This is a genomic window from Stenotrophomonas sp. MH181796 (assembly GCF_009659995.1).
In the GTDB taxonomy this organism is placed as follows: domain Bacteria; phylum Pseudomonadota; class Gammaproteobacteria; order Xanthomonadales; family Xanthomonadaceae; genus Stenotrophomonas; species Stenotrophomonas riyadhensis.
In genome coordinates, this window is sequence record NZ_RAHU01000008.1 from 269751 (window position 1) to 291900 (window position 22150).

Below are 22150 nucleotides of genomic sequence, written 5' to 3' on the forward strand. Positions count from 1 at the left end.
CCCGTTGCGCAGCAACGGGATCCGACCCCGGATAGCCTGACAGATCGCAGGAACCTGTCGAAGGCGGGATGGGTCCGGTGGCGGGGGTGTCCGCGGCATGGATGCCGCGGTCAAGCCCCCATGGATGGGTTTACGGCGTCCCCCGCCACCGGACCCACCCCGCCAACCCACGGAATGCCCGCTGTTGCTGTTGCTTCGGCTGTTGCCGCTGCCGTTGCCTCTGCGGGTGCCGGGTGGCAGCCCGGCCCAAGCCCACCACCCACGCAGGTAGAATGCGCACATGGCTCTCTCCCTGCTCAAGTCCCTCAAGCCGGTCGCTGGCCGCGCCCTGCAGATCGCCCTGAACCGCGCGCTGGCGCTGGATCCGGATACCCGCCATGCACTGGCCAGCCTCGACGGCCGGCACATCGATCTGACCCTGGAAGCGCCCTTGCTGGCGATGCGCATCAGCGTCGATGGCGACCAGCTGCGGGTCGGCCCCGTGGACGCACAGGAAGCCGATCTGGCCGTGCGCAGCAGCCTGGCCGGCGTGCTCGCGCAGCTGCCGCTGCTGGCCAACGCACGGCGTGCCGACAACAACGGCAAGGGTCGCGTGCGCGTGGCCGGCGACGCCGAACTGGCGCGTCGCCTGCAGCAGCTGGCCAAGGGCTTTGACCCGGACTGGCAGCAGCCGTTCGTCAGCGTGTTCGGCGACGTGCTGGGCGTACAGGTGGCCAACACCCTGCGCAGCGCCCTGCAGCATGCGCGCCAGGGCGCGATCGACCTGGCCCACAGCGCCGCCGAGTTCATCACCGAGGAATCGCGCGACGTGGTGCCTCGTGCCGAGCTGGATGCCTTCCACGACGATGTGGACGTGCTGCGCGATGACGTCGAACGTCTCGGTGCACGCGTGCAGCGCCTGCGGGGTGCCGCATGAAGGCCGTGCTGCGCGCCAGCCGCATCGGCCGGGTGATCCTGCGTTACCGCCTCGACGACCTGCTGCAGGGCACCCCGGCCGAGCGCTGGTTGCGCCTGGCCAAGCCGTTCGTGCCGCGCGCCTCGGCCGACATCGCCGCACAGTCGCGCGGCGCGCGCCTGCGCCTGGCGCTGCAGGATCTGGGCCCGATCTTCGTCAAGTTCGGCCAGATCCTGTCCACCCGCCGCGACCTGGTGCCGCCGGACGTGGCCAATGAACTGACCCTGCTGCAGGACCGGGTCAAGCCGTTCGATGGCGAGACCGCACGCCGTATCGTCGAGGAAGCGCTGGGCCTGCCGGTCAGCGAGGCCTTCGCCAGCTTCGATACCGAACCACTGGCCTCGGCCTCGATCGCGCAGGTGCACGCAGCGACGCTGGCCGATGGCCGCCAGGTGGTGGTCAAGGTGCTGCGCCCGGGCATCGAGAAGCAGATCGACGCCGATATCGCGTTGCTCAACTCGCTCGCTGCCCTGGTCGAGCGCACCCATCCGCGCGCTGACAAGATCCGCCCGCGCGAAGTGGTGGCCGAAGTCGAGAACACCCTGGCTGCCGAGCTGGACCTGCAGCGCGAAGGCGCCAATGCCAGCGTGCTGCGCCGCTTCTGGGAAAACAGCGACGATCTGTACGTGCCGGAAGTGATCTGGAGCCACACCGCGGAGCGCGCGCTGACCCTGGAGCGCGTGTGGGGTATCCCGTCCGATGACATCGCTGCGCTGGACAAGGCCGGCATCGACCGCAAGGCGCTGGCCGCCAAGGGCGTGCGGGTGTTCTACACCCAGGTGTTCCGCGACAACTTCTTCCACGCCGATGCGCACGCCGGCAACATCTGGGTCGACACCGATCCGGCGCGCCGCGCCAACCCGCGTTTCATCGCGCTGGACTTCGGCATCATGGGCCAGCTCTCGCAGGAAGATCAGTACTACCTGGCCGAGAACTTCATGGCCATCTTCAACCGCGATTACCGCCGCATCGCCGAACTGCACGTGCAGGCGCGCTGGATGCCCGACAACGTGCGCATCGATGATCTGGAAGCGGCCGTGCGCTCGGTGTGCGAGCCGTACTTCACCCGGCCGTTGTCGCAGATCTCGCTGGCCGAAGTGCTGATGAAGCTGTTCCGCGTGGCCCAGCGTTACCAGCTGACCCTGCAGCCGCAGCTGATCCTGCTGCAGAAGACCCTGCTGAACATCGAAGGCGTCGGCCGCCAGCTCGACCCGCAGATCGACATCTGGGCGGTGGCCAAGCCGGTGTTGGCAAAGATCCTGCGCGAACGTTACAGCCCGCGCCGGGTGGTACGCGAGATCGGCAAGCGCCTGCCGGAAATCATGACCCATGCACCGGACATGCCACGCCTGGTGCACGCCTGGCTGACCCAGCAGGTGGAAGGCCGCCACGAACTGTCGATGCGTTCGCGCGACCTGGCCGCACTGGATGCCAGCGTGCAGCGCCTGCAGAAGCATGCGGTCGGCGCGATCACCGGCGTCGGCCTCCTGGCCATCGCTGCACTGATGTATGTGCTGCAGCCGCCGGGCTGGTACTGGGGCGACGTGCCGGCGTGGAGCTGGCTGTCCGGTGCGGTCGGCGCAGTGGCGCTGCTGCGCGCGTGGTGGAAGTAGGCCCCATGCTGCAGGCACTCAAGGACGAACTGGTCCGCTTCGGCGCCGACAACGACGCACGCGAAAGCGAGCGCGGCCGACGCATGCTCAACATCACGCCGGAGACCGGTGAATTCCTGTTGGTGCTGGTGCGCTTCGGCAACACTCGCCGGGTGCTGGAAATCGGTACGTCCAACGGCTATTCCACGTTATGGCTGGCCGAGGCCGCCGCCGCCATCGACGGCCACGTGACCACGCTGGAGTACGCCGAGGACAAGGTGGCGATGGCACGTGACACCTTCGCGCGCAGTGGCCTGGCCGATCGCATCACGCTGGTCCACGACGATGCCGGGCAGTGGCTGGCACAGGCCGCCGATGCCAGCATTGACCTGCTGTTCCTCGATTCGGACCGCGGGCAGTACGCCGGCTGGTGGCCACAGCTGCGCCGCGTGCTGCGCCCGGGTGGCCTGCTGGTGGTGGACAACGCCACCTCACATGCGGAAGAGATGCAACCGCTGCGCGTGCTGCTGGACGCTGATCCGGACTTCAGCACCAGCCTGGTGCCGGTGGGCAACGGCGAGCTGTTGGCCGTGCGCAACGCCTGACTGCCGCGTTGCCCGCGTCTGATCCGGTAGTGCCGGCCGCTGGCCGGCAACCGCAGCCATCCGACTGCCCGGAGGCAGCCGGCCAGCGGCCGGCTCTACCCCATTCAATGCCCAGCCCCGATAATCCTGCCGTGAGCACCGAACCCGATACCCTCGCCGCGGTCGAGACCGACACCGCGCCCCTGCAGCTGCTGCACCTGGATGAACGCCTGGCCGTGGTCAACAAGCCTGCCGGGCTGATGGTCCACGACAGCAAGCTGGCCCGTGGCGAAGACGACTTCCTGGCCGACCGCCTGCGCGAGCAGCTGGGCCGCCCGATCTTCCTCGTGCATCGCCTGGACCGGGCCACCAGTGGCTGCCTGTTGCTGGCCTTCGACCGCGATACCGCCAGCGCGCTGGGCAAGGCGCTGATGGGCGGCGAAGTGCTGAAGGACTACCTGACGGTCTGCCGGGGCTGGCCGGCCGAGCTCGCCTGGCAGGTCGATCATGATCTGGACGGCGGCCCGGGCAAGCCGGTGAAAAAGCCGGCGATCACCGACTTCCAGCGCCTGGCCACCGGCGAGCTGTCGGTGCCGGTGGGTGAATTCACCAGCTCGCGCTACGCATTGCTGCGCTGCCAGCCGCAGACCGGGCGCTTCCGGCAGATCCGCCGGCATCTCAAGCACCTCTCGCATCACATGATCGGCGACACCAGCCACGGCGATGGTCGCCACAACCGCATCTTCCGCATGCAGGGCGTGCACCGCATGCTGCTGCACGCCGAGCGCCTGCGATTCCCGCATCCGGAGGGCGGCACCGTGGACGTGCGCGCGCCGCTGGACCGTGAGTTCCAGAAGGCACTGGACCTGTTTGGTTGGCAGGTGGATACCGATTGACGGTCGTGCCGGCCGCTGGCCGGCATCTGCGCGATTCCAGATGTAATGGGGAGCCGGCCAGCGGCCGGCACTACCTCATTTCTTTTCCGGCTCGTTGACGATCGCTTCCAGATCCTTCTGCAGGTCCGCGAACAGCGGCTGCATGCGCGCCTGGATCGCTACCATCACGTTCTGCATCAGCGCCGGGGTCTTGTCCAGCAGGCTCTGGCCGGCCGCGCTCTCGTAGAACTCGGCCATCGCCAGCACGTCTTCCTTGCTGAAGGTCTTCTTGTACAGGTCCACGTACATCGGCCGCAGCTGCTGCCAGGACAGGGCCTGGCGCAGGGTCTGGCTGGTCCGCGCCTGGATCCGCTTCAGCTGCTCCTGCTGCTGGGCGTTGAGCTGGCGCTGCGCGGCCACCTGCTGGAACTGCTGCTGCTGCATCGCCTCGATCTGCGGCAGCATGGTGTCGATCATGCTCTGCGCGCGCGAGGCGGACAGCAGGCGGTTGATGTCGCCATCGGTCGGCGGCGCAGCCAGGGCCGGGACGCTGGCCACGGCCAGCGCCAGCAGCAGGGCGGCGCGGCGCAGCAGGGACGGCAGGGCGGGTGCGGTGCGGGTCATGCGGGCTTCCTGCGGTACATGGGACGGCCAGCATACCCGCAGCCAAGGCGAAGGCGGCGTGTTCGGTACCTGATCGGCGGCATACGGGGCGCGATGCCGCACTCCGGTGCGTGGCTGCCGCTACAATGCGCGGATGGGCAGTGGACCGGTCACCATCAGCGCGCAGCTTGAAATCCCCGACGGCGAGATCGTCGAGCGGTTCGTGCGTGCCAGTGGCGCCGGTGGCCAGAACGTCAACAAGGTCTCCACCGCGGTGGAACTGCGTTTCGACGTGGCCAACTCGCCCTCGTTGCCCGAACCGTTGCGCGCGCGCCTGCTGGCGCGGCGTGACCGGCGCATGACCGGCGAAGGCGTGCTGGTCATCGACGCGCAACGTTTCCGCACCCAGGATCGCAATCGCGAGGATGCGCGCGAGCGGCTGGCGGCCTTCATCCAGGCCGGGCTGAGCGTGCCCAAACCGCGCAAGGCCACCAAGCCGACCCTCGGGTCGAAACTGCGTCGTCTGGACGCCAAACGCGGGCGCGCGCAGGTCAAGCGCGGGCGCTCATCACGTGACTGGGAGTGATTGCTTGAACAACCCGACTTCGTTGCTGCCGGCCGTGCCGCCGCAGATGCCGCAGGTCAAACCCAACGCCTTCCTGCGCTGGCTGGCGCGCTGCACCCTGCGCATGGGTGGCTGGAAGGTGACCGGCACCCTGCCTGACATCCCCCGGCTGGTCTTCATCATCGCTCCGCACTCGTCCAACTGGGACGGCCTGTGGGGCATGGCGGCCAAGATCGCGCTGGGCATGAAGGTGAAGGTGCTGGGCAAGGCCTCGCTGTTCTGGTGGCCGCTGGGCCCGCTGCTGCACAAGCTGGGCGTGATCCCGCTGGACCGCAGCTCGCCGCAGGGCACTGTCGGCCAGGCCGTGGACCTGCTGCGCAACAACGAGAAGATGTGGTTCGCCATCACGCCCGAGGGCACCCGCAAGGCCGTGAAGGACTGGAAGGCTGGCTTCCTGAAGATCGCCCGGATGGCCGACGTGCCGATCCTGGCCGCGTATTTCCACTACCCGGAAAAGACCATCGGCATCGGCCCGCTGTTCACGCCAACCGGCGACGACGTGGCAGACATGGCCGCCATCCGCGAGTTCTACCGGCCGTGGATCGGCAAGACCCGCGGCACGGTCTGAGCCGGCCGCAGGCCGCCGCATAGACGCCACGTCCGGCACATGCCGGGCGAGCGCGACAGGAGTAGGGTGGAGGGCTGGTATCCCGTACCGTCTGCCCAAGGAGCGTTTCACATGTCGCGTACCGTAGTCCTGGCCGCCGCCATCAGCCTGGCGCTGGCGGCCTGTTCCGGCAAGGAGTCCACCCCCGTGTCCGAAGCCCAGAAGACCCCGGCCCAGCAGCCGGCCGAAGCCTCCACCAATCCGCTGCTGAGTGCGAGCACGCTGCCGTTCCAGGCACCGCAGTTCGACAAGATCAAGGACAGCGACTACCTGCCGGCGTTCGAAGAAGGCATGCGCCAGCACCTGGCCGACGTGCGCAAGATCGCCGACAGCAGTGAGCCGGCCACCTTCGACAACACCATCGTGGCGATGGAGCGCAGCGGCGAGACGCTGAACCGCGTGTCGCGCATCTTCTTCGGCCTGGTCCAGGCCGATACCAACGATGCGCGCCAGAAGATCCAGGAAGAAGTGGCGCCGAAGCTGGCCGCGCACCAGGACGAGATCAACCTCGATCCGAAGCTGTTCGCGCGCGTGAAGTCGCTGTACGACCAGCGTGACACGCTGGAGCTGGACCCGGTGCAGAAGCGCCTGGTCGAGCACTACTACGATGGCCTGGTGCGCGCCGGTGCGCAGCTGTCCGACGCCGACAAGGCGACCCTGCGCAAGCTCAACGTGGAAGAGACCACCCTTTCCACCCAGTTCCATACCCGCCTGGTGGCCGCCACCGCCGCTGCTGCCGTCGTCGTCGACGACAAGGCCAAGCTGGCCGGGCTGGACGAGGACGCGATCAACAACGCTGCGGCGGCTGCCAAGGAGCGCAAGCTGGATGGCAAGTTCCTGCTGCCGCTGCAGAACACCACCCAGCAGCCGGTACTCGGCTCGCTGAGCGACCGCGACCAGCGCGCCGCCGTGCTGAAGGCCTCGGAAACCCGCGCCGAGCGCGGCGATGCAAATGACACCCGGCAGACCGTGCAGCGCCTGGCCCAGCTGCGTGCGCAGAAGGCCAAGCTGCTCGGCTTTGACACCTTCGCCGACTACCAGCTGGGCGATCAGATGGCCAAGACCCCGGCCGCCGCGCTCAAGCTACTGACCGACACCGTGCCGGCCGCCACCGCCAAGGCGCGTGCCGAAGCCGGCGAGATCCAGAAGGTGATCGACGCGCAGAAGGGGGGGTTCCAGGTAGCCGCTTCGGACTGGGACTTCTACGCCGAGCAGGTGCGCAAGGCCAAGTACGATCTGGACGAGTCGCAGATCAAGCCGTACTTCGAACTGGACAACGTGCTGCAGAACGGCGTCTTCTACGCCGCCACCCAGCTGTACGGCATCACCTTCAAGCCGCGTACCGACATTCCGACCTACAACCCGGACATGAAGGTGTACGAAGTGTTCGACAAGGACGGCACCTCGCTGGCCCTGTTCTACACCGACTACTTCAAGCGTGACAGCAAGTCCGGCGGCGCCTGGATGGACGTGTTCGTCGAACAGGATGGCCTGACCGGTGCCAAGCCGGTGGTCTACAACGTCTGCAACTTCACCAAGCCGGCCGCCGGCCAGCCTGCGCTGATCAGCTTCGACGACGTCACCACCATGTTCCATGAGTTCGGTCATGCGCTGCACGGCATGTTCTCGAACGTGAAGTACCCGTCGATCGCCGGCACCGCCACCTCGCGTGATTTCGTCGAGTTCCCGTCGCAGTTCAACGAGCACTGGGCGCTGGATCCGAAGGTGTTCGCCAACTACGCCAAGCACTACAAGACCGGCGAGGCGATGCCGCAGGAACTGGTCGACAAGATCCTCAAGGCACGCAGCTTCAACCAGGGTTATGCGACCACCGAGTACCTGTCGGCCGCACTGCTCGACCTGGCCTGGCACACGCAGAAGGCCGATGCGCCGCTGCAGGATGTCGGCGCCTTTGAAGCCAGCGCGCTGAAGAAGTTCAAGGTCGACCTGCCGCAGGTGCCGCCGCGTTACCGCACCACCTACTTCGACCACATCTGGGGTGGCGGTTACTCGGCCGGTTACTACGCCTACTTCTGGGCCGAAGTGCTGGACCATGACGCCTACCAGTGGTTCACCGAACACGGTGGCCTGACCGCGGCCAATGGCCAGGAGTTCCGCGACAAGATCCTCTCGCGCGGCAACAGTGTGGAGCTGTCGACCCTGTACCGCGATTTCCGCGGCAAGGACCCGTCGGTGGAACCGCTGCTGAAGTTCCGCGGGCTGAAATAAGAAAACGAAAACGGCGGGGGCAACCCCGCCGTTTTTCTTTCTGTGGCGTCGAGCCATGCTCGACGTTCTTCTGTAGAGCCGAGCCCACGCTCGGCTGCGATTCCCGCCCTTGTAGAGCCGAGCCATGCTCGGCTGCCTTTCGATGAAAAACCAGTCGAGCATGGCTCGACGCTACAAACAGCGTTACGTCCCCACGTGCACGCGGTTCGCCTGTTCGGCCAACCCCAGGTGATCCAGCGCGATGTCCAGCGCCAGCACATAGCTCTGTGCACCGTAGCCGGCGGCGATACCCAAGCGCTGGCCGACGCCGGCCGGCAGGCACGGCTCGGCCACTGCGCCGTCGTCATGCACTTCCACATAGGCGTTGTGCAGGTACGGCAGCAGGCGCTGCAGGCGCAGGCTGTTGGCACACGCACCTGGGTCCAGCAGGGTCACCTCGCCGCGGCTGTGGTCGGCCACGCGCAGCGCGTCCAGCAGTTCCTGTTCCGAACCGCAGGCACGGATCGCCACACTGGTACCGGCGTCGATCGCGCGGTGCACCAGCGATTTCAGTACCGGCGCCGGCAGCGGCATCGCCGTGCGGATCAATGCACCGGCTGCTTCCGGGCCACGGATGATGAAGATCGACATGGCTCAGCCCTCCTGTGCCAGGCGGCGGCCGACAATGGCCAGCGACAACGGGTAACCGGCCTGCTGGCTGCGCTGGTCGACCACTACCGCGGCAGGACCATGCTGCAGGCGCAGGCGCGAATCCAGGCCGGGTTCGCTGGGGGCCTGCAGCTCGATGTACTGCGCCGGCAGCCGTTCCAGCGCCGCCTGCAGCGCGCCACCTTCGGCCTGCCATTGCGCCTCGTCGGCGGCGCCGACATCCAGCAGTACCCAGTCGGCCGAGCGCGCCTGCGGCTGGCACAGGCACTGGCGCACTTCGGACAGGCTGGCGCAGTCGCTGCACAGCACGCGATGGCCGCTCAGCTGCGCCGGCAGCTGCGGGCGCGGCGCCGACGGAGACGCGTGGCGGATCACCAGGAGGGTCATACAACACCTTGCGGAATGCGCCCTGTGGCGCGGTGGGCACACGATGCGCGTGCTGCCCGTAAAGGTGCGATGCCCGCTGCCGCGCCGGGGCGTAAAACCTGCGTAACCCGTGTCCGGCGCTACCGGGAACCTGCGGCGCCTGCGTGTGGTCTGATACCGCTATCACCTACCCGGAGCCTGTCATGGATGCTGTTGCCCGCCCTCCCTTTTCCGAACGCGCGCTGGCCTGGCTGAAGAAGGAAGCATTGCCGCTGCTGGTGATGCTCGGCCTGCTCGCCGCCGCCCGCGATACCCTCGCCAACCACTACGTGGTGCCCAGCGGCTCGATGCAGCCGACCCTGCAGCCCGGCGACCGGGTGGTGGTGGACATGCGCGCCTATGGCCTGCGCCTGCCGTTCACCGGCAAGGAACTGATGTCGACCGGCGTTCCGCAGCGCGGTGAAGTGGCGGTGTTCGATTCACCGGCCGACGGCACCCGCCTGATCAAGCGCGTGGCGGCGGTGGCCGGTGACCATGTGCAGATGCGCGAGGGCCATCTGAGCATCAACGGCCAGCCGCTGCAGATCGCCGACCTGCAGGACGTGGAAGCCTTCGGCGAGCGCCGTGCCCGCCTCGACCTGGACATGGGCGGCGGTCCGGACATCGCCGATCTGGTGGTGCCGGCCGGCAAGGTGCTGGTGCTGGGTGACCACCGCGGCAACAGCTTCGACGGTCGTTTCTTCGGCTTCGTCGACGCCGACAAGCTCTACGGCCGCGCCGTGGCGGTGTACTACCGTCGTGGCGACGGTTTCGAGTGGCAGCGCCTGTAAGCTGAATTGATACTTCCTGCATATCAATCCTGACCTATCAGGTTATGGATCGACTGGATGGACGGGCCTAGTCTGAGGCCCGTTCCCTCCCACGCCCGGCCGCCCCCACCGGCCCATCGATCCCATGACTGGCGAAACCGCGGCGGCCCTCGAACGCCGCCCCCCCACTGTCGATCCCATCGCCGAGACCCGCATCCAGCAGGGCACGCCGGCCTTCCGCCGCACCGCGCTGGCGCTGTTCCTGGCCGGCTTTTCCACCTTCGGCCTGCTGTACACCGTGCAGCCGCTGCTGCCGGAGTTCAGCCGTCACTTCGGCGTGTCCGCCGCCGGCAGCGCGATGTCGTTGTCGCTGACCACCGGCACGCTGGCGGTGGCGATGCTGTTGGCCGGCCTGCTGTCCGATGCGGTCGGCCGTCGCCCGATGATGATCGCCGCGCTGCTGGCCTCGGCCACGCTGTCGCTATGCACGGCGCTGGTGGATGACTGGACCACGCTGCTGGTGCTGCGCACGCTGCTCGGTCTGGCGCTGAGCGGCGTGCCGGCAGTGGCGATGACCTACCTTGTCGAGGAAATGGACAGCCGCGCGTTGGGCCTGGCGATGGGCCTGTACATCGGCGGCAACGCCATCGGTGGCATGAGCGGGCGCCTGCTGGCCGGCATCATCGCCGACCACTGGGGCTGGCGGTGGGGCATCGGCGTCGTCTCGATCATCGCCGTGGCCAGTACCGTGCTGTTGTGGTTGCAATTGCCGCCGTCGCGGCATTTCCAGGCGCGTCGTGGCGGCCTGCGCCAGTTGCCATCACGCTGGCGCACGCTGTTCGCCGACCCGGGCCTGCCGTGGCTGTTCGCCACGTCCTTCGTGCTGATGGGCGTGTTCGTCACTCTCTACAACTACCTGGGTTACCACCTGCTGGCACCGCCGTACCGCCTCAGCCAGACCGTGGTCGGCCTGATCTTCAGCGTGTACCTGGTGGGCACCTTCAGTTCGGCATGGATGGGCCAGCAGGCCACGCGTTACGGGCGCGGTCGCATCCTGTCGATCTCGTTCGCACTGATTGGTGCCGGCATCGTGCTGTTGGCGATGCCGTGGCTGAGCACGATGGCACTCGGTATCGCGCTGGTGACGTTCGGCTTCTTCGGCGGTCACTCGGTGGCCAGCAGCTGGGTCGGCAGCCGCGCCGGCGCGATGCGCGCCGAAGCCTCGGCGCTGTACCTGTTCGCCTACTACCTGGGTTCGAGCGTGCTCGGTGGTGTGGGCGGCCTGGCCTATGCAGCGTGGGACTGGCTGGGTGTGTGCCTGTTCGCCGCCGTGCTGACCCTGATCGGCGGTGGCATCGTCTGGGCGCTGCAGCAGCGCGCCCCGCAGCCGGTGACGGCGTGAACCTGCTCTGGTAGATGCCGACCTTGGTCGGCGCTGTGGCCGTGGGCCAACCAAGGTTGGCCGCTACCGGGTGGGTTGCACCTCACCCTTCCGCGAACGCCTCACGCAACAGCCCGGCGAAGTTGCGGATCAGCGGCGTCACACCCTCGCGGTGCCACGCCAGCTGCACCTCCGAATGCGCACCGGCATCGGCCAGCGCCACGAAGCGTGCGCCTTCCACCCGGATGTGATCGCAGGACGACGGCAGGATCGCCGCACCCAGGCCAGCAGCGGCCAGACTGATCAGCGTTGACGCCTCACCGGCCTCCTGCACGATACGCGGGGTGAAGCCCGCCGCCGCACACAACGCGATCATGTGGTCATGGATGCCCGCACCGGCACTGCGCCGGAATGCTACGAACGGCTCCTGCGCGAAGTCGCGCAGCGACAGCGTGCCCTGTTTCGACAGTCTGCGCAGGGCAGGGTGATCGGCATGCACGATCAACGCCAACGGATCGACGAACAGGCTGTGCGCCACCAGTTCCGGCGGCAACGCGCGCTTGCGGATGATGCCCACGTCCAGGCTGCCATCGAGCAGTGCATCGATCTGCTGCAGGGTGTTCATCTCGCTCAGCTGCAGCCGCACCTGCGGGTACTGCTGGCGGTAGCGCAGGATCGAACGCGGAATCTGTGGCGACAGCGGCGTGGCGCGGGTCAGCCCGATGCGCAGCTCACCCTGCTCGCCGCGCTGCGCGCGCTGCACCTCGTCCACCGCCGTTTCCACCTGCTGCACGATGGCGCGTGCACGTTCCTGCAGCAGCTCACCGGCAGGCGTCAGCTGCACACGACGATGACTGCGCACGAACAGCCGCGCACCGATCAGATCTTCCAGCTGGCGGATCTGCTGGCTGAGCGGCGGCTGCGACATACCCAACCGCTCCGCCGCCTGGCCGAAGTGCAGCGTATCGGCAACGGCGAGGAAGTAGCGCAGATGGCGGAGTTCGATGGACATGGGGCCAGTTTATTCATCGCCAGCCGGAAATGGGGTCAGAGCCCGTTGCGCAGCAACGGGATCCGACCCCGACAGATCGCGGCCAACTGTCGAAGGCGGGGTGGGTCCGGTTGCGGGGGCGTGAGCCGCATGGATGCGGCGACCGAGCTTACATGGACGTACTTGCAGCGTCCCCCGCAACCGGATCCACCCCGCCATTCCACGGAATGCCCGCTTTTGACGTTGACGTTGACGTTGATTCGGCAGGTGCAGGGCGCAGCCCTGCCGAACATCCCTCACCGCTCCGAATGCCCGCTCTGGTCGTAATCGCGCGGGCTGAACAACTCCGGCTGGATCAGCTCGATGAACGCCCGCGCCTGCGCCGACAACGCCTTGCCACGCCGCACGATCACCCCGTAACTGCGTTCCGGGAACCAGCGCTTCATCGACCGCGCCGCCAACCGCTCGCGGTCGGCCTCGTTCAGGCACAGCGCCGGCACGATGGAAATGCCCATGCCCATCGCCACGTACTGCTTGATCACCTCCCAGCCGCCCACCTCCAGCGCCACGGTGTAGGCGATGCGGTGGCGCTGGAAGACCTGGTCCACCAGGCGGTAGGTGATCTGCCGCTTCGGCGGCAGCACCAGCGGATAGCGCGCGATGTCGGCCAGTTCCAGCTCGCCGCCACTGGCCAGCGGATGGTCGTGCGGCGCGATCAGCACCTGCTCGAAGCGGTAGGCCGGGGCGTAGCTGAGGTCGGCCGGCACATCGGTCATCGAGCCGATCGCCAGGTCGGCGGCGTCCTCGCGCAGCAGGTCGGTGCCATCGGCGCTGATCGCGTTGTGCAGGGTCAGGCGCACGTCCGGATGATGCAGGCGGAAGCGTTCGACGATCTTCGGCAGCAGGTAGAGGATGGTCGAGCTGTTGGCGGCGATGTTCAGCTCGCCCGCGTCCAGGCCGCGCACCTTGTCGCGGAACCGCGCCTCCAGCCCGTCCAGGTTCTCCACCAGCGGCTGTGCCATTTCGTACAGCAGCTGACCCTCGCGGCTGGGCACCAGGCGGCGCCCGCTGCGCTCGAACAACGGCACCCCCAGTTCACGCTCCAGCGCCTGCAGCTGCAGGCTGATGGCCGGCTGGCTGACGAAAAGTGCCTCAGCCGCCCGTGAGACCGAGCCCAGGCGCACGGTCTGGCAGAACGCGCGCAATGGCTTCAGCCGGTCGGATTTGTAGGAAAAACGCGGACTTGGCGGGGGGCGTGTGGTCATCGCGTCACAAGTATTAGCACAATTTATGTAGAACATTGCAAAAACTGTTTTGCCAAATACTCGGCCCCGGCGGCACCGTGGAGGCGTTCCCCCACTGCTGGAGTCGCCCATGTCCGCCGTCGCTTCCGCTGTTCCCACCCCCGCCAGCAAGGCCACCCCCGGCATCGCCCTGGCGACCCGCGTGGCCGGCCAGGACACCCTGCTGCCGGCGCCGCTGCTGGCCCTGCTGGTGTCGCTGCACCGTGCGGTGGAACCGGGCCGGCAGGCACGGCTGCAGGCACGCCGCGAGCGCCAGGCATTCTTCGACCAGGGCGGCCTGCCGGACTTCCGCGGAGACACCACCGCGATCCGCAGCGGCGACTGGCGCGTTGCGCCGCTGCCGACCGCGCTGCAGGACCGCCGCGTCGAGATCACCGGCCCGACCGACCCGAAGATGGTCATCAATGCGCTGAACTCCGGCGCCAAGGTGTTCATGGCCGACTTCGAGGATTCGACCTCGCCGACCTGGCGCAACCTGCTGGCCGGGCAGCAGTCGCTGGCCGCCGCGGTGCGTGGCGATCTCGAATACACCGCACCCAATGGAAAGCACTACGCCCTGCGCCCCTACGACGAGCAGGCGGTGCTGATCGTGCGCCCGCGTGGCTGGCACCTGGACGAGAAGCACGTGCGCATCGATGGCCAGTTCATTGCCGGTGGCCTGTTCGACGCAGCGGTGTTCGCCTTCCACAACGCCCGCACCCTGCAGGCGAAGGACCGTGGCCCGTACTTCTACCTGCCCAAGCTGCAGAGCATGGAAGAGGCAGCGCTGTGGGAAACCGCGCTGTCGCACATCGAGGGCATGCTCGGCCTGCCGCACGGCCAGATCAAGGTGACGGTACTGATCGAAACGCTGCCGGCGGTGTTCGAGATGGACGAGATCCTGCACGCGCTGCGTGACCGCATCGTCGGCCTGAACTGCGGGCGCTGGGACTACATCTTTTCGTACCTGAAGACCTTCCGCCGCCACGCCGACCGCGTGCTGCCCGAACGCGGCCAGGTGACCATGACCCAGCCGTTCCTGAAGGCGTACTCGGAGCTGCTGATCCAGACCTGCCACCGCCGCGGTGCGCATGCGATGGGCGGCATGGCCGCGCAGATTCCGATCAACAACGATGCCGCCGCCAACGAGCAGGCGATGGCCCGCGTGCGCGCTGACAAGCTGCGCGAGGTCACCGCCGGCCACGACGGTACCTGGGTGGCGCACCCGGCGCTGATTCCGGTGGCGATGGCGATCTTCGACGAACACATGCCCGGTGCGAACCAGCACAGCGTGCTGCGCCAGGATGTGCGCGTGGGCCGCGACGAACTGATCGCGCGGCCGCCCGGCACCATCACCCGCGCCGGCTTCGAAGGCAACGTGGAAGTCTGCGTGCGCTATCTGGCGGCGTGGCTGGATGGCAACGGCTGCGTGCCGATCCACCACCTGATGGAGGACGCGGCCACCGCCGAGATCAGCCGCAGCCAGCTGTGGCAGTGGCTGCATACGCCGGGCCAGCAGCTGGACGATGGCACTGCGATCGATCTGGCGTTGCTGGATTCCACCCTCTCGCAGCTGCCGGCACGGCTGGGCGATACCGCCGCGCTGCCCGGTGGTGCACGCATCGGCGAGGCCATCACCCTGCTCGGCGAACTGAGCCGCAGCGAAGAACTGACCGATTTCCTGACCCTGCCGGCCTACGCGCGCATCGACTGATCGCCGCCCGCGTTTCCCGCCATTTCCCTCCCCGCTGCACGCACGAACCGAACTGGAGAAAGACATGAGCAAGCTGCCCACTGCCGAACAGATCCAGCACGACTGGGACACCAACCCGCGTTGGGAAGGCATCCAGCGCAACTACAGCGCCGCCGACGTGGTGCGCCTGCGCGGCACCGTCCACATCGAGCATTCGCTGGCCCGCCTGGGCGCAGAGAAGCTGTGGGCGTCGCTGCATGAGCGCGAGTTCGTCAACGCGCTCGGTGCATTGACCGGCAACCAGGCCATGCAGCAGGTCAAGGCGGGCCTGAAGGCGATCTACCTGTCCGGTTGGCAGGTGGCGGCCGACGCCAACCTGGCTGGGCAGATGTACCCGGACCAGTCGCTGTACCCGGCCGATTCGGTGCCGGCGGTGGTCAAGCGCATCAACAACACGCTGCTGCGCGCCGACCAGCTGCACCACGCCGAAGGCAAGGACGACATCGACTTCCTGCAGCCGATCGTGGCCGATGCCGAAGCCGGCTTCGGCGGCGTGCTCAATGCGTTCGAACTGATGAAGGCGATGATCGAGGCCGGTGCCGCCGGCGTGCATTTCGAAGACCAGCTGGCCTCGGTGAAGAAGTGCGGCCACATGGGCGGCAAGGTGCTGGTGCCGACCCGCGAGGCGATCGAGAAGCTCAACGCCGCGCGGCTGGCCGCCGACGTGCTGGGCGTGCCGACCCTGCTGGTGGCACGTACCGATGCCGAAGCCGCGGATCTGCTGACCAGCGACATCGATGGCAATGACAAGCCGTTCGCCACCGGCGAACGCACGGTGGAAGGCTTCTACAAGACCCGCAACGGCCTGGACCAGGCGATCAGCCGTGGCCTGGCCTACGCGCCTTATGCCGACCTGGTGTGGTGCGAGACCGGCAAGCCGGACCTGGAGTTCGCACGCAAGTTCGCCGAGGCGATCCATGCCAAGTTCCCGGGCAAGCTGCTGGCCTACAACTGCTCGCCCAGCTTCAACTGGAAGAAGAACCTGGACGACGCCACCATTGCCAAGTTCCAGCGCGAGCTGGGCAGCTACGGCTACAAGTTCCAGTTCATCACCCTGGCCGGCTTCCATGCGCTGAACTACGGCATGTTCAATCTGGCCCACGGCTACGCGCGCCGCCAGATGAGCGCGTTCGTCGAGTTGCAGGAAGCCGAGTTCGAGGCGGCAGAGCGCGGCTTCACTGCGGTCAAGCACCAGCGCGAGGTCGGTACCGGCTACTTCGATGCCGTGACCCAGGCGATCCAGCAGGGCCAGTCGTCGACCACTGCGCTGACCGGCTCGACCGAGGAAGAGCAGTTCCACGGCGGGCGCAGCGAACGCGCGGCGTGATGCGGTAGTGCCGGCCGCTGGCCGGCAACCCGTCGATGTTCCCGGAGTCCACGTGGTTGCCGGCCAGCGGCCGGCACTACCGGGCCATAGAGCGATCAGGGTGGCCAGGGAAGGGCCAGACAACGCCGGCCGGTCGGGGGACCTGCCGGCGTTGTTGTATCGATGGAACAGCCGTGAACGCGGGCAGCGTCAATCCGGCGCACCCCCAGGCCCTGCAACTTGGCCGAAAGCCCGTGAAGATGGCCATCGGATTGATCCAGCAGGACTTTTGTGCGGACAGGCATGCCCAGAACGGGTCACCACGCATCTTCACATCAGAGAAGTGGGTCCGAAGGCTCAAAATGAGATAGGGCGCACACTTTAAAGCGGTGCTATGCTCCGCGGCTCACCAGGGGACGCTGGCGGCGGGTGCAGGGAATGACCGGCAGGGGTGCGGCCGAGAACAGTGATGTGACGTCAGGTATCGCCCGGGTGGCGATGGCCGAGATCGTGCACGCGCTGCTGTCCGCTGCCGAGGTCGCATTGTTCGCCAGATATGCCCGTCCATGCAAGCTTCATGCCGGACAGTGGTTGTTCCAGCGTGGCCATCGCGGCGAACGGATGTACGTGATCCTCGAAGGCCAGATCGAACTGGACTTCGGCGAAGACCTGGTGATCAAGACCCTCGGCCAGCATGAGTTCTTCGGTGAGCTTGGCCTGCTGGTCGGCGACCACCTGCGCAGCGCCAGTGCCCGCGCGCTGGCCGACTGCGAAGTGCTCGAGCTGGGCCCGGCCGACTTCCATCGCCTGGTCGAATCCGATCCTGGCCTGGTCGCCTATTTCCTGCGCCGCACGATCATGCGCGTGCTGACCAACGAGCAGGCGCTGATCAGCCAGCTGCGCCGGCGCAACCATGATCTGGAAACCGCGCTGGACAACCTGTACATCACCACCCATCAGCTGACCCACACCCGCGAGCTGGTGCGCACCGATGAGCTGACCGGGCTGCACAACCGCCGCGGCCTTACGCTGTACCTGCAGGAATGCCGTGCCGACGGCGATGGGTTGCCGCAGGCACTGCTGCTGATCGACTGCGACCGCTTCAAGCAGATCAACGACCGCCATGGCCACCAGGCCGGTGACCGCGTGCTGCAGAGCATGGGCAACATCCTGCGCTCGATGGCCGGTGAGCAGGATCTGGCCTGCCGGCTCGGCGGCGATGAGTTCTGCCTGATCCTGCGCCGTGGCAACCACGAGATCGTGCAGCACGCGGCCGAGTTCATCCTCAGCGCGGTGCATGGCCTGCTCGAGCGCAGCCACGGTACGCCGCACGTCAGCCTGGTCAGCATCGGTGCCAGCCTGCTGGCGCCGGAGGCCGGCTGGAGCGAGTGGTATGCCAGCGCGGACCGCGCGCTGTACCAGGCCAAGCGCGATGGCGGCAACTGCCTGCGCTGGGTGGATGCAGCGGATACACCTTGATCGGGAGAGTCAGGCGATGAATGGCGACAACGGAACGTCGACGCCGCACAACCAGCAACTGCGCGCGCTGTTGTTCACGGATCTGTGCGACTCCCTGCTGCTGGTTGAACGTATTGGCGATGTCGCCGCCGCCGAACTGTTCCAGGAACACGACCGGCTGGTATTGGCGCTGCAGCAGCGCTGGAACGGCCAGTTGATCGACCGTTCCGATGGATTGTTCATGCTGTTCGAGCGCCCGATTGATGCGCTTGGGTTCGCCCTGGATTACCAGCGTGGGCTGCAGCCGCTGGGGCAGTCGCGTGATCTCCGGTTGCAGGCGCGGGCCGGGTTGCACGTGGGTGAGGTGATTCTGTGGAACAACAGCGCTGAGTCCGTTGCGTTGGGGTCCAAGGCCGTAGAGGTGGAAGGTCTGGCGAAGCCGATGGCGGCGCGCCTCATGCAGCTGGCACGACCGGGCCAACTGCTGTTGTCGGCAGCGGCCGAATCGCTGGTCCGGCGTGCAGCCTCCCAGCTTGGCGAGCCGGCCGACCGGTTGTACTGGAAGTCATTCGGCCGCTGGCGCTTCCGTGGTGTGGCGCAGCCGATGGAGGTGATCGGCGTCTCGGCGGTCGGCAAGGCAGCGCTGCGACGGCCGCGTGCGAGTGACAAGGCCAGGCCGGATGTCCCGTTCTGGCGTCGCCCGATGGCGATGGCGGCGCAGGTAACGCTGGTGGCAGCCTGCGCAATGGGCTTGTGGTTGCTGACTCGTCCACAACCGGCCATCGCCTTTGCCGAACGCGACTGGGTGGTGATCGCGGAGCCGCGCAACCTGACTGGCGATCCTCTGCTGAGCGAGTCGATCAACCAGGCGTTCCGCATCAGCCTGGAGCAGTCGCGGTATGTGAACGTGCTGAGTGACCTGAAGGTGCGCGACACCATGCAGCGCATGCTGATCAATCCTGGGGCCGGGCTGGACCGGGGGGTTGCCAGCGAGGTGGCCCAGCGTGATGGTGCACGCGCGGTGCTGGCGCCTTCGGTCCTGGAGGTGCATGGCCGCCTGCGGGTGGCGGTCGATGTGATCGATCCGTCGACCGCAGCCACCGTCTACACCGTGCATGTCGATGGCAAAGGCCTGGACTCGCTTCTGGCATCCACCGATGAAGTGGTGGGGCGTCTGCGCGAGCGTCTTGGCGAAGGCGGTATGGAGATTGATCGACATTCGGTGAATCTGCCGCAGGTGGCGACGTCCAGCCTGGACGCGCTGCGTGCTTACGCCGCAGGCATCAGGGCGCTGGACCGGCGCCAGACCGATGAGGCGCTGGGCTTTCTCGCGCAGGCGGTGAAGGTCGACCCGGAATTTGCGATGGCCCATGTGGCAATCATGCGCATCCACTGGATGCGTGGTGAAAGCCGCATGGCACTGGATGCCCATGCGCGTGCGCAGGCATTGCGGGCGCGACTGACGCCGCGCGATGCACTGTACCTGGACGGATGGGCAGGGCAGGCCAGCGATCTGCCGGAGGCTGACATCGCCCGACGCTGGAAGCTGTTGACCGACCTGTATCCCGACTACCACGGTGGGTATGTCAATCGGGCGCTGGCGTTGTCCGGAATGGGGCGCTACGCCGAAGCGGTGACCGTGGTGCAGCCGGCGCGGGTTCCGCAGGCGTGGGCCCGCAGCCACACGCTGGATTTCTCAGGACGGTTGAAGCTGGCTGCGGGCAACACCAACGGTGCGGTTGCGGATTTCCGCATGGCCGGTGATGTCGGAGGCTGGAGAACCAGCGCCAACCTGGCTACGGCGATGGCCGTACTTGGAGACTGGAGCGCTGCACGTGCCCAGTTGGTGGGCGTGTCGGCCGATGATTTCGGCGCCCGCATGCAGCAGGCAGCGGTGCTGGTCGATCTCGGTGAGCTGGACAAGGCCGAAGAGGTTGCCCGATCACTGCAGGCGCAGTGCAATGAGCCGGCCCTTTGCCGGCTGGCGTCGGCCTGGCGCGCCAGCATTGCCGGCATGGCAGGAGAGCGGTCGGATCCCGCAGCGAGCCGCAAGCGGATTGGAGAGGCGTTGGCCGACCTGCGCCAGCAGCCCAGCGGCAATCTGCACACCCGGCAGTTCATGGTTCTGGGCCTGATTCGCCTGGCTCAGCGCGAAGGCGTGGACGTGACGCCCCAGTTGCGCTTGGCGCGTCGCGCGATCGACCTCAGGAGCGACCCACGCTCGCGCCAGTTGCTGGACATCATCGAAGCCACCCGCGAGTTGCATGCCGGGCAGGCGGTCGCGGCCGTCGAGCGCCTGCTGCCGTGGGCCGACGGCACGGAGTTGTACCAGTTGCACGTGGCGCTGCGCGATGCAAGGCATGCCTCGGGAGATTCCGCGGCGGCCGCTGCAGAAGCACGCTGGCTGGCCGCGCATCGCGGTCGTGCCTATGCCGAGGATTCCGGCAATTACATCCTGCAGGCGCTCAATGTCCGTGACAGCCGCGCACCGCTGGGCGCGGACTGACAGCGCAGCATCAGCTGTCGGCGCCGGCTTCGAAGAAGTGCGGCAGGACGAAGGCGCCGCAGGACTGCAGGTGCTGGTTCAGGGCCTCGGCGGTAGCGGCAAAGGCTTCCTTGCTGGCCAGCGCGTCCACTGGAGCGCACATCGAGCCATCGGCATTGGGAGCAATGCCCAGACCCTGCAGCGCAAGGCTGGGAGAAGCGGCGAAGGCACTGCGGAAGCTGTCATCGCTCTGCAGCAGCGACAGTACCTGGGCGGCTTGTGCAGCCGTAAGCAGGGTCTTGTCGGAAGTACTCATGGTGATCGCGCTGGCCGTTGCAGGTAGGGTTCTCTTGTTTCGGCCTGTTGCAGGGAAAGTTTAGCCTCCGCGCGCCCTGGGGCGATGCATGGCATCCTGCGCGTCCCGCTCCACACCGATGCCTCCATGCAGATCAGACGTTGCTCCATCGTGATGTTCGAGCCCCGTGCGGAAGTGGCGCTGGACCTTGACCTGCTGCTCAAGGGAGAGGCCGGCCTGGGCACCACGATGCAGTGGTACGCGCTGGCCGCGCACCTTGATGCGCCGCTCAGGGTGGAGGCTGGCGACGTGGAGCTGTTGGGCCGTATCGTGCCCGACGCCTGGGTCGACGCGGCGCACAGCAACATTGGCGAAGCCGATCTCGACCGGTTGCTGCACAGTGGCCTGCTGATCAGTGACGGCGCAGCCTACGCTGGGCACCGCCAGCGAGACCAGCGTGTACGCGATGCCAGCTGGTGGCCGCTGTCGGCGCTGGCCCATCGGCTGGGGCGCTGGAGCGGCATCGACAGCGCGCAGCAGATGCGCGAAGAGAAGCTTGTCACGGCGCAGGACCTGCGACGTAGATTCGGCCCTCCACCACCAGCCGTGATGCCCCCCGCCACCGAGCCGCTGGCACTGCCCCTGCCAGAAGACGAGCCGCGTGATCTGCTCCTTGCGAGGCGCGCGACCTGCCGCAACTTCGATACCGCACGATCATTGCCGTTGCGCATGCTCGCCCAGGTGTTCAAGCGGACGGTGAAGGCGCACGCCGTGGTGGAGCCCGGCGAAGACATGGCCTTTCTGAAGAAGCATGTTCCTTCCGGTGGAGGCCTGCATCCGCTGGAAACCTATGTCATCGCCGTGGACGTCGATGGCCTTGCCGCAGGTGTCTATCACTATCACGCGCTGGAACACACCTTGCGGCCGCTGCCGGTGGATGGCACCGGTCTTCGCGGCAGCGTGCTGACGCTGCTGGCTGGACAGGACTGGTTCGCGGCTGCGCCACTGCACATCATCCAGGTTGCGCGGTTCCCGCGAAGCTTCTGGAAGTATCGCAACCATCCCAAGGCCTATCGGGCAGTGCTGCTGGATGCAGGCCACCTGTCACAGCAGTGGATGTTGTCTGCCACCGAACTTGGGCTGGCGGCCTACGTCACCGCTGCCATCAATGAAGTGGATATCGAAGCCCTGCTGGGCCTGGATGGCATCGACGCCAGTCCGGTAATGATGTGTGGATTGGGGTGGCGGGCAGCGGACCAGACCACCAGCGAGTTTGATCCACTGCAGCGGGTCTGGCCGGGTTGA

Annotated in this window: 20 protein-coding genes; 14 read left to right on the forward strand and 6 right to left on the reverse strand. The window is 67.1% G+C overall.

Features of this window, described 5'->3' with window-relative positions; all coding sequences use genetic code 11:
- The first annotated feature begins 280 nt into the window (after window positions 1–280).
- From D5301_RS20530 to D5301_RS20545, 4 genes are all read left to right on the forward strand, one after another.
- The gene (locus tag D5301_RS20530) at window positions 281–916 is read left to right on the forward strand and encodes an SCP2 sterol-binding domain-containing protein (protein ID WP_110710727.1); all 636 of its coding nucleotides are present in this window, start codon (window positions 281–283) and stop codon (window positions 914–916) included.
- Window positions 913–2568 (forward strand): ubiquinone biosynthesis regulatory protein kinase UbiB, encoded by a 1656-nt coding sequence (ubiB, locus tag D5301_RS20535; protein WP_110710728.1) that lies wholly within the window; start codon window positions 913–915, stop codon window positions 2566–2568. The genes D5301_RS20530 and ubiB overlap by 4 nt, the downstream gene beginning before the upstream one ends.
- A gap of 5 nt (window positions 2569–2573) precedes the next feature.
- Window positions 2574–3152: an O-methyltransferase gene (locus D5301_RS20540; protein WP_153856723.1), complete on the forward strand. Its 579-nt coding sequence runs from the start codon at window positions 2574–2576 to the stop codon at window positions 3150–3152.
- Between the two features lie 131 nt (window positions 3153–3283).
- Window positions 3284–4027: a pseudouridine synthase gene (locus D5301_RS20545; protein ID WP_180846191.1), complete on the forward strand. Its 744-nt coding sequence runs from the start codon at window positions 3284–3286 to the stop codon at window positions 4025–4027.
- 75 nt (window positions 4028–4102) lie between these two features.
- On the opposite strand, the gene D5301_RS20550 is transcribed toward D5301_RS20545, so the two are convergent.
- Entirely contained in the window at window positions 4103–4630 is a 528-nt protein-coding gene (locus D5301_RS20550; protein ID WP_010487093.1) for a DUF2059 domain-containing protein, read from the reverse strand.
- A 133-nt stretch (window positions 4631–4763) separates the two neighbouring features.
- On the opposite strand from D5301_RS20550, the gene arfB reads away from it, so the two are divergent.
- The 3 genes from arfB (at window position 4764) to dcp (ending at window position 8070) form a co-directional block, all read left to right on the forward strand.
- Complete coding sequence (gene arfB / locus D5301_RS20555) at window positions 4764–5195, forward strand: alternative ribosome rescue aminoacyl-tRNA hydrolase ArfB (protein ID WP_153856725.1); 432 nt, start codon at window positions 4764–4766, stop codon at window positions 5193–5195.
- Between the two features lie 4 nt (window positions 5196–5199).
- Entirely contained in the window at window positions 5200–5802 is a 603-nt protein-coding gene (locus D5301_RS20560; protein ID WP_014035575.1) for a lysophospholipid acyltransferase family protein, read from the forward strand.
- Between the two features lie 111 nt (window positions 5803–5913).
- Window positions 5914–8070 carry a peptidyl-dipeptidase Dcp gene (gene dcp / locus D5301_RS20565; protein ID WP_153856726.1) on the forward strand — a complete coding sequence of 719 codons (2157 nt, stop codon included), beginning with the start codon at window positions 5914–5916 and terminating at the stop codon, window positions 8068–8070.
- Between the two features lie 183 nt (window positions 8071–8253).
- On the opposite strand, the gene D5301_RS20570 is transcribed toward dcp, so the two are convergent.
- Both D5301_RS20570 and D5301_RS20575 read right to left on the reverse strand, forming a co-directional pair.
- Window positions 8254–8700 carry a 3-dehydroquinate dehydratase gene (locus D5301_RS20570; RefSeq protein ID WP_004153636.1) on the reverse strand — a complete coding sequence of 149 codons (447 nt, stop codon included), beginning with the start codon at window positions 8698–8700 and terminating at the stop codon, window positions 8254–8256.
- Window positions 8701–8703: 3 nt separating this feature from the next.
- A complete protein-coding gene (locus D5301_RS20575) occupies window positions 8704–9105 on the reverse strand; it encodes a hypothetical protein (RefSeq protein WP_110710732.1) in 402 nt (133 codons plus the stop codon).
- 182 nt (window positions 9106–9287) lie between these two features.
- On the opposite strand from D5301_RS20575, the gene lepB reads away from it, so the two are divergent.
- On the forward strand, window positions 9288–9914 hold the full coding sequence (gene lepB, locus D5301_RS20580; RefSeq protein ID WP_014035578.1) for a signal peptidase I: 627 nt from the start codon (window positions 9288–9290) through the stop codon (window positions 9912–9914).
- 124 nt (window positions 9915–10038) lie between these two features.
- Complete coding sequence (locus D5301_RS20585; protein ID WP_153856727.1) at window positions 10039–11295, forward strand: MFS transporter; 1257 nt, start codon at window positions 10039–10041, stop codon at window positions 11293–11295.
- An 82-nt stretch (window positions 11296–11377) separates the two neighbouring features.
- Here the strand turns inward: D5301_RS20585 and D5301_RS20590 are convergent, their stop codons facing one another.
- On the reverse strand, window positions 11378–12286 hold the full coding sequence (locus D5301_RS20590) for a LysR family transcriptional regulator (protein WP_032956221.1): 909 nt from the start codon (window positions 12284–12286) through the stop codon (window positions 11378–11380).
- A 275-nt stretch (window positions 12287–12561) separates the two neighbouring features.
- The gene (locus D5301_RS20595) at window positions 12562–13530 is read right to left on the reverse strand and encodes a LysR family transcriptional regulator (RefSeq protein WP_012509737.1); all 969 of its coding nucleotides are present in this window, start codon (window positions 13528–13530) and stop codon (window positions 12562–12564) included.
- 109 nt (window positions 13531–13639) lie between these two features.
- Between D5301_RS20595 and aceB the strand changes: the two genes are divergently transcribed.
- The 4 genes from aceB to D5301_RS20615 all read left to right on the forward strand — a co-directional run bounded on the left by aceB (window position 13640) and on the right by D5301_RS20615 (window position 20571).
- Window positions 13640–15262 carry a malate synthase A gene (gene aceB, locus D5301_RS20600; RefSeq protein ID WP_110710736.1) on the forward strand — a complete coding sequence of 541 codons (1623 nt, stop codon included), beginning with the start codon at window positions 13640–13642 and terminating at the stop codon, window positions 15260–15262.
- Window positions 15263–15326: 64 nt separating this feature from the next.
- A complete protein-coding gene (gene aceA / locus D5301_RS20605) occupies window positions 15327–16628 on the forward strand; it encodes an isocitrate lyase (protein WP_004153647.1) in 1302 nt (433 codons plus the stop codon).
- Between the two features lie 417 nt (window positions 16629–17045).
- Window positions 17046–18086: a GGDEF domain-containing protein gene (locus D5301_RS20610; protein WP_110710737.1), complete on the forward strand. Its 1041-nt coding sequence runs from the start codon at window positions 17046–17048 to the stop codon at window positions 18084–18086.
- A 16-nt stretch (window positions 18087–18102) separates the two neighbouring features.
- The gene (locus D5301_RS20615) at window positions 18103–20571 is read left to right on the forward strand and encodes a putative peptide modification system cyclase (RefSeq protein WP_153856728.1); all 2469 of its coding nucleotides are present in this window, start codon (window positions 18103–18105) and stop codon (window positions 20569–20571) included.
- 10 nt (window positions 20572–20581) lie between these two features.
- Here the strand turns inward: D5301_RS20615 and D5301_RS20620 are convergent, their stop codons facing one another.
- Window positions 20582–20866 carry an NHLP-related RiPP peptide gene (locus tag D5301_RS20620; RefSeq protein ID WP_153856729.1) on the reverse strand — a complete coding sequence of 95 codons (285 nt, stop codon included), beginning with the start codon at window positions 20864–20866 and terminating at the stop codon, window positions 20582–20584.
- 126 nt (window positions 20867–20992) lie between these two features.
- Here D5301_RS20620 and D5301_RS20625 point away from each other — a divergent pair, with 126 nt between their 5' ends.
- Entirely contained in the window at window positions 20993–22150 is a 1158-nt protein-coding gene (locus D5301_RS20625; protein ID WP_153856730.1) for a putative peptide maturation dehydrogenase, read from the forward strand.

What these genes read in the sequence shown, in the direction of transcription:
- ubiB (WP_110710728.1), top strand. Translation starts at nt 913, where the DNA reads ATGAAGGCCGTGCTGCGCGCCAGCCGCATCGGCCGGGTGATCCTGCGT.
- D5301_RS20585 (WP_153856727.1), top strand. Translation starts at nt 10,039, where the DNA reads ATGACTGGCGAAACCGCGGCGGCCCTCGAACGCCGCCCCCCCACTGTC.
- D5301_RS20590 (WP_032956221.1), bottom strand. Translation starts at nt 12,286, where the DNA reads ATGTCCATCGAACTCCGCCATCTGCGCTACTTCCTCGCCGTTGCCGAT.
- D5301_RS20550 (WP_010487093.1), bottom strand. Translation starts at nt 4,630, where the DNA reads ATGACCCGCACCGCACCCGCCCTGCCGTCCCTGCTGCGCCGCGCCGCC.
- D5301_RS20595 (WP_012509737.1), bottom strand. Translation starts at nt 13,530, where the DNA reads ATGACCACACGCCCCCCGCCAAGTCCGCGTTTTTCCTACAAATCCGAC.
- dcp (WP_153856726.1), top strand. Translation starts at nt 5,914, where the DNA reads ATGTCGCGTACCGTAGTCCTGGCCGCCGCCATCAGCCTGGCGCTGGCG.
- D5301_RS20530 (WP_110710727.1), top strand. Translation starts at nt 281, where the DNA reads ATGGCTCTCTCCCTGCTCAAGTCCCTCAAGCCGGTCGCTGGCCGCGCC.
- D5301_RS20625 (WP_153856730.1), top strand. Translation starts at nt 20,993, where the DNA reads ATGCAGATCAGACGTTGCTCCATCGTGATGTTCGAGCCCCGTGCGGAA.
- D5301_RS20615 (WP_153856728.1), top strand. Translation starts at nt 18,103, where the DNA reads ATGAATGGCGACAACGGAACGTCGACGCCGCACAACCAGCAACTGCGC.
- D5301_RS20610 (WP_110710737.1), top strand. Translation starts at nt 17,046, where the DNA reads ATGACCGGCAGGGGTGCGGCCGAGAACAGTGATGTGACGTCAGGTATC.
- D5301_RS20570 (WP_004153636.1), bottom strand. Translation starts at nt 8,700, where the DNA reads ATGTCGATCTTCATCATCCGTGGCCCGGAAGCAGCCGGTGCATTGATC.
- D5301_RS20620 (WP_153856729.1), bottom strand. Translation starts at nt 20,866, where the DNA reads ATGAGTACTTCCGACAAGACCCTGCTTACGGCTGCACAAGCCGCCCAG.
- lepB (WP_014035578.1), top strand. Translation starts at nt 9,288, where the DNA reads ATGGATGCTGTTGCCCGCCCTCCCTTTTCCGAACGCGCGCTGGCCTGG.
- D5301_RS20575 (WP_110710732.1), bottom strand. Translation starts at nt 9,105, where the DNA reads ATGACCCTCCTGGTGATCCGCCACGCGTCTCCGTCGGCGCCGCGCCCG.
- D5301_RS20540 (WP_153856723.1), top strand. Translation starts at nt 2,574, where the DNA reads ATGCTGCAGGCACTCAAGGACGAACTGGTCCGCTTCGGCGCCGACAAC.
- aceB (WP_110710736.1), top strand. Translation starts at nt 13,640, where the DNA reads ATGTCCGCCGTCGCTTCCGCTGTTCCCACCCCCGCCAGCAAGGCCACC.
- arfB (WP_153856725.1), top strand. Translation starts at nt 4,764, where the DNA reads ATGGGCAGTGGACCGGTCACCATCAGCGCGCAGCTTGAAATCCCCGAC.
- aceA (WP_004153647.1), top strand. Translation starts at nt 15,327, where the DNA reads ATGAGCAAGCTGCCCACTGCCGAACAGATCCAGCACGACTGGGACACC.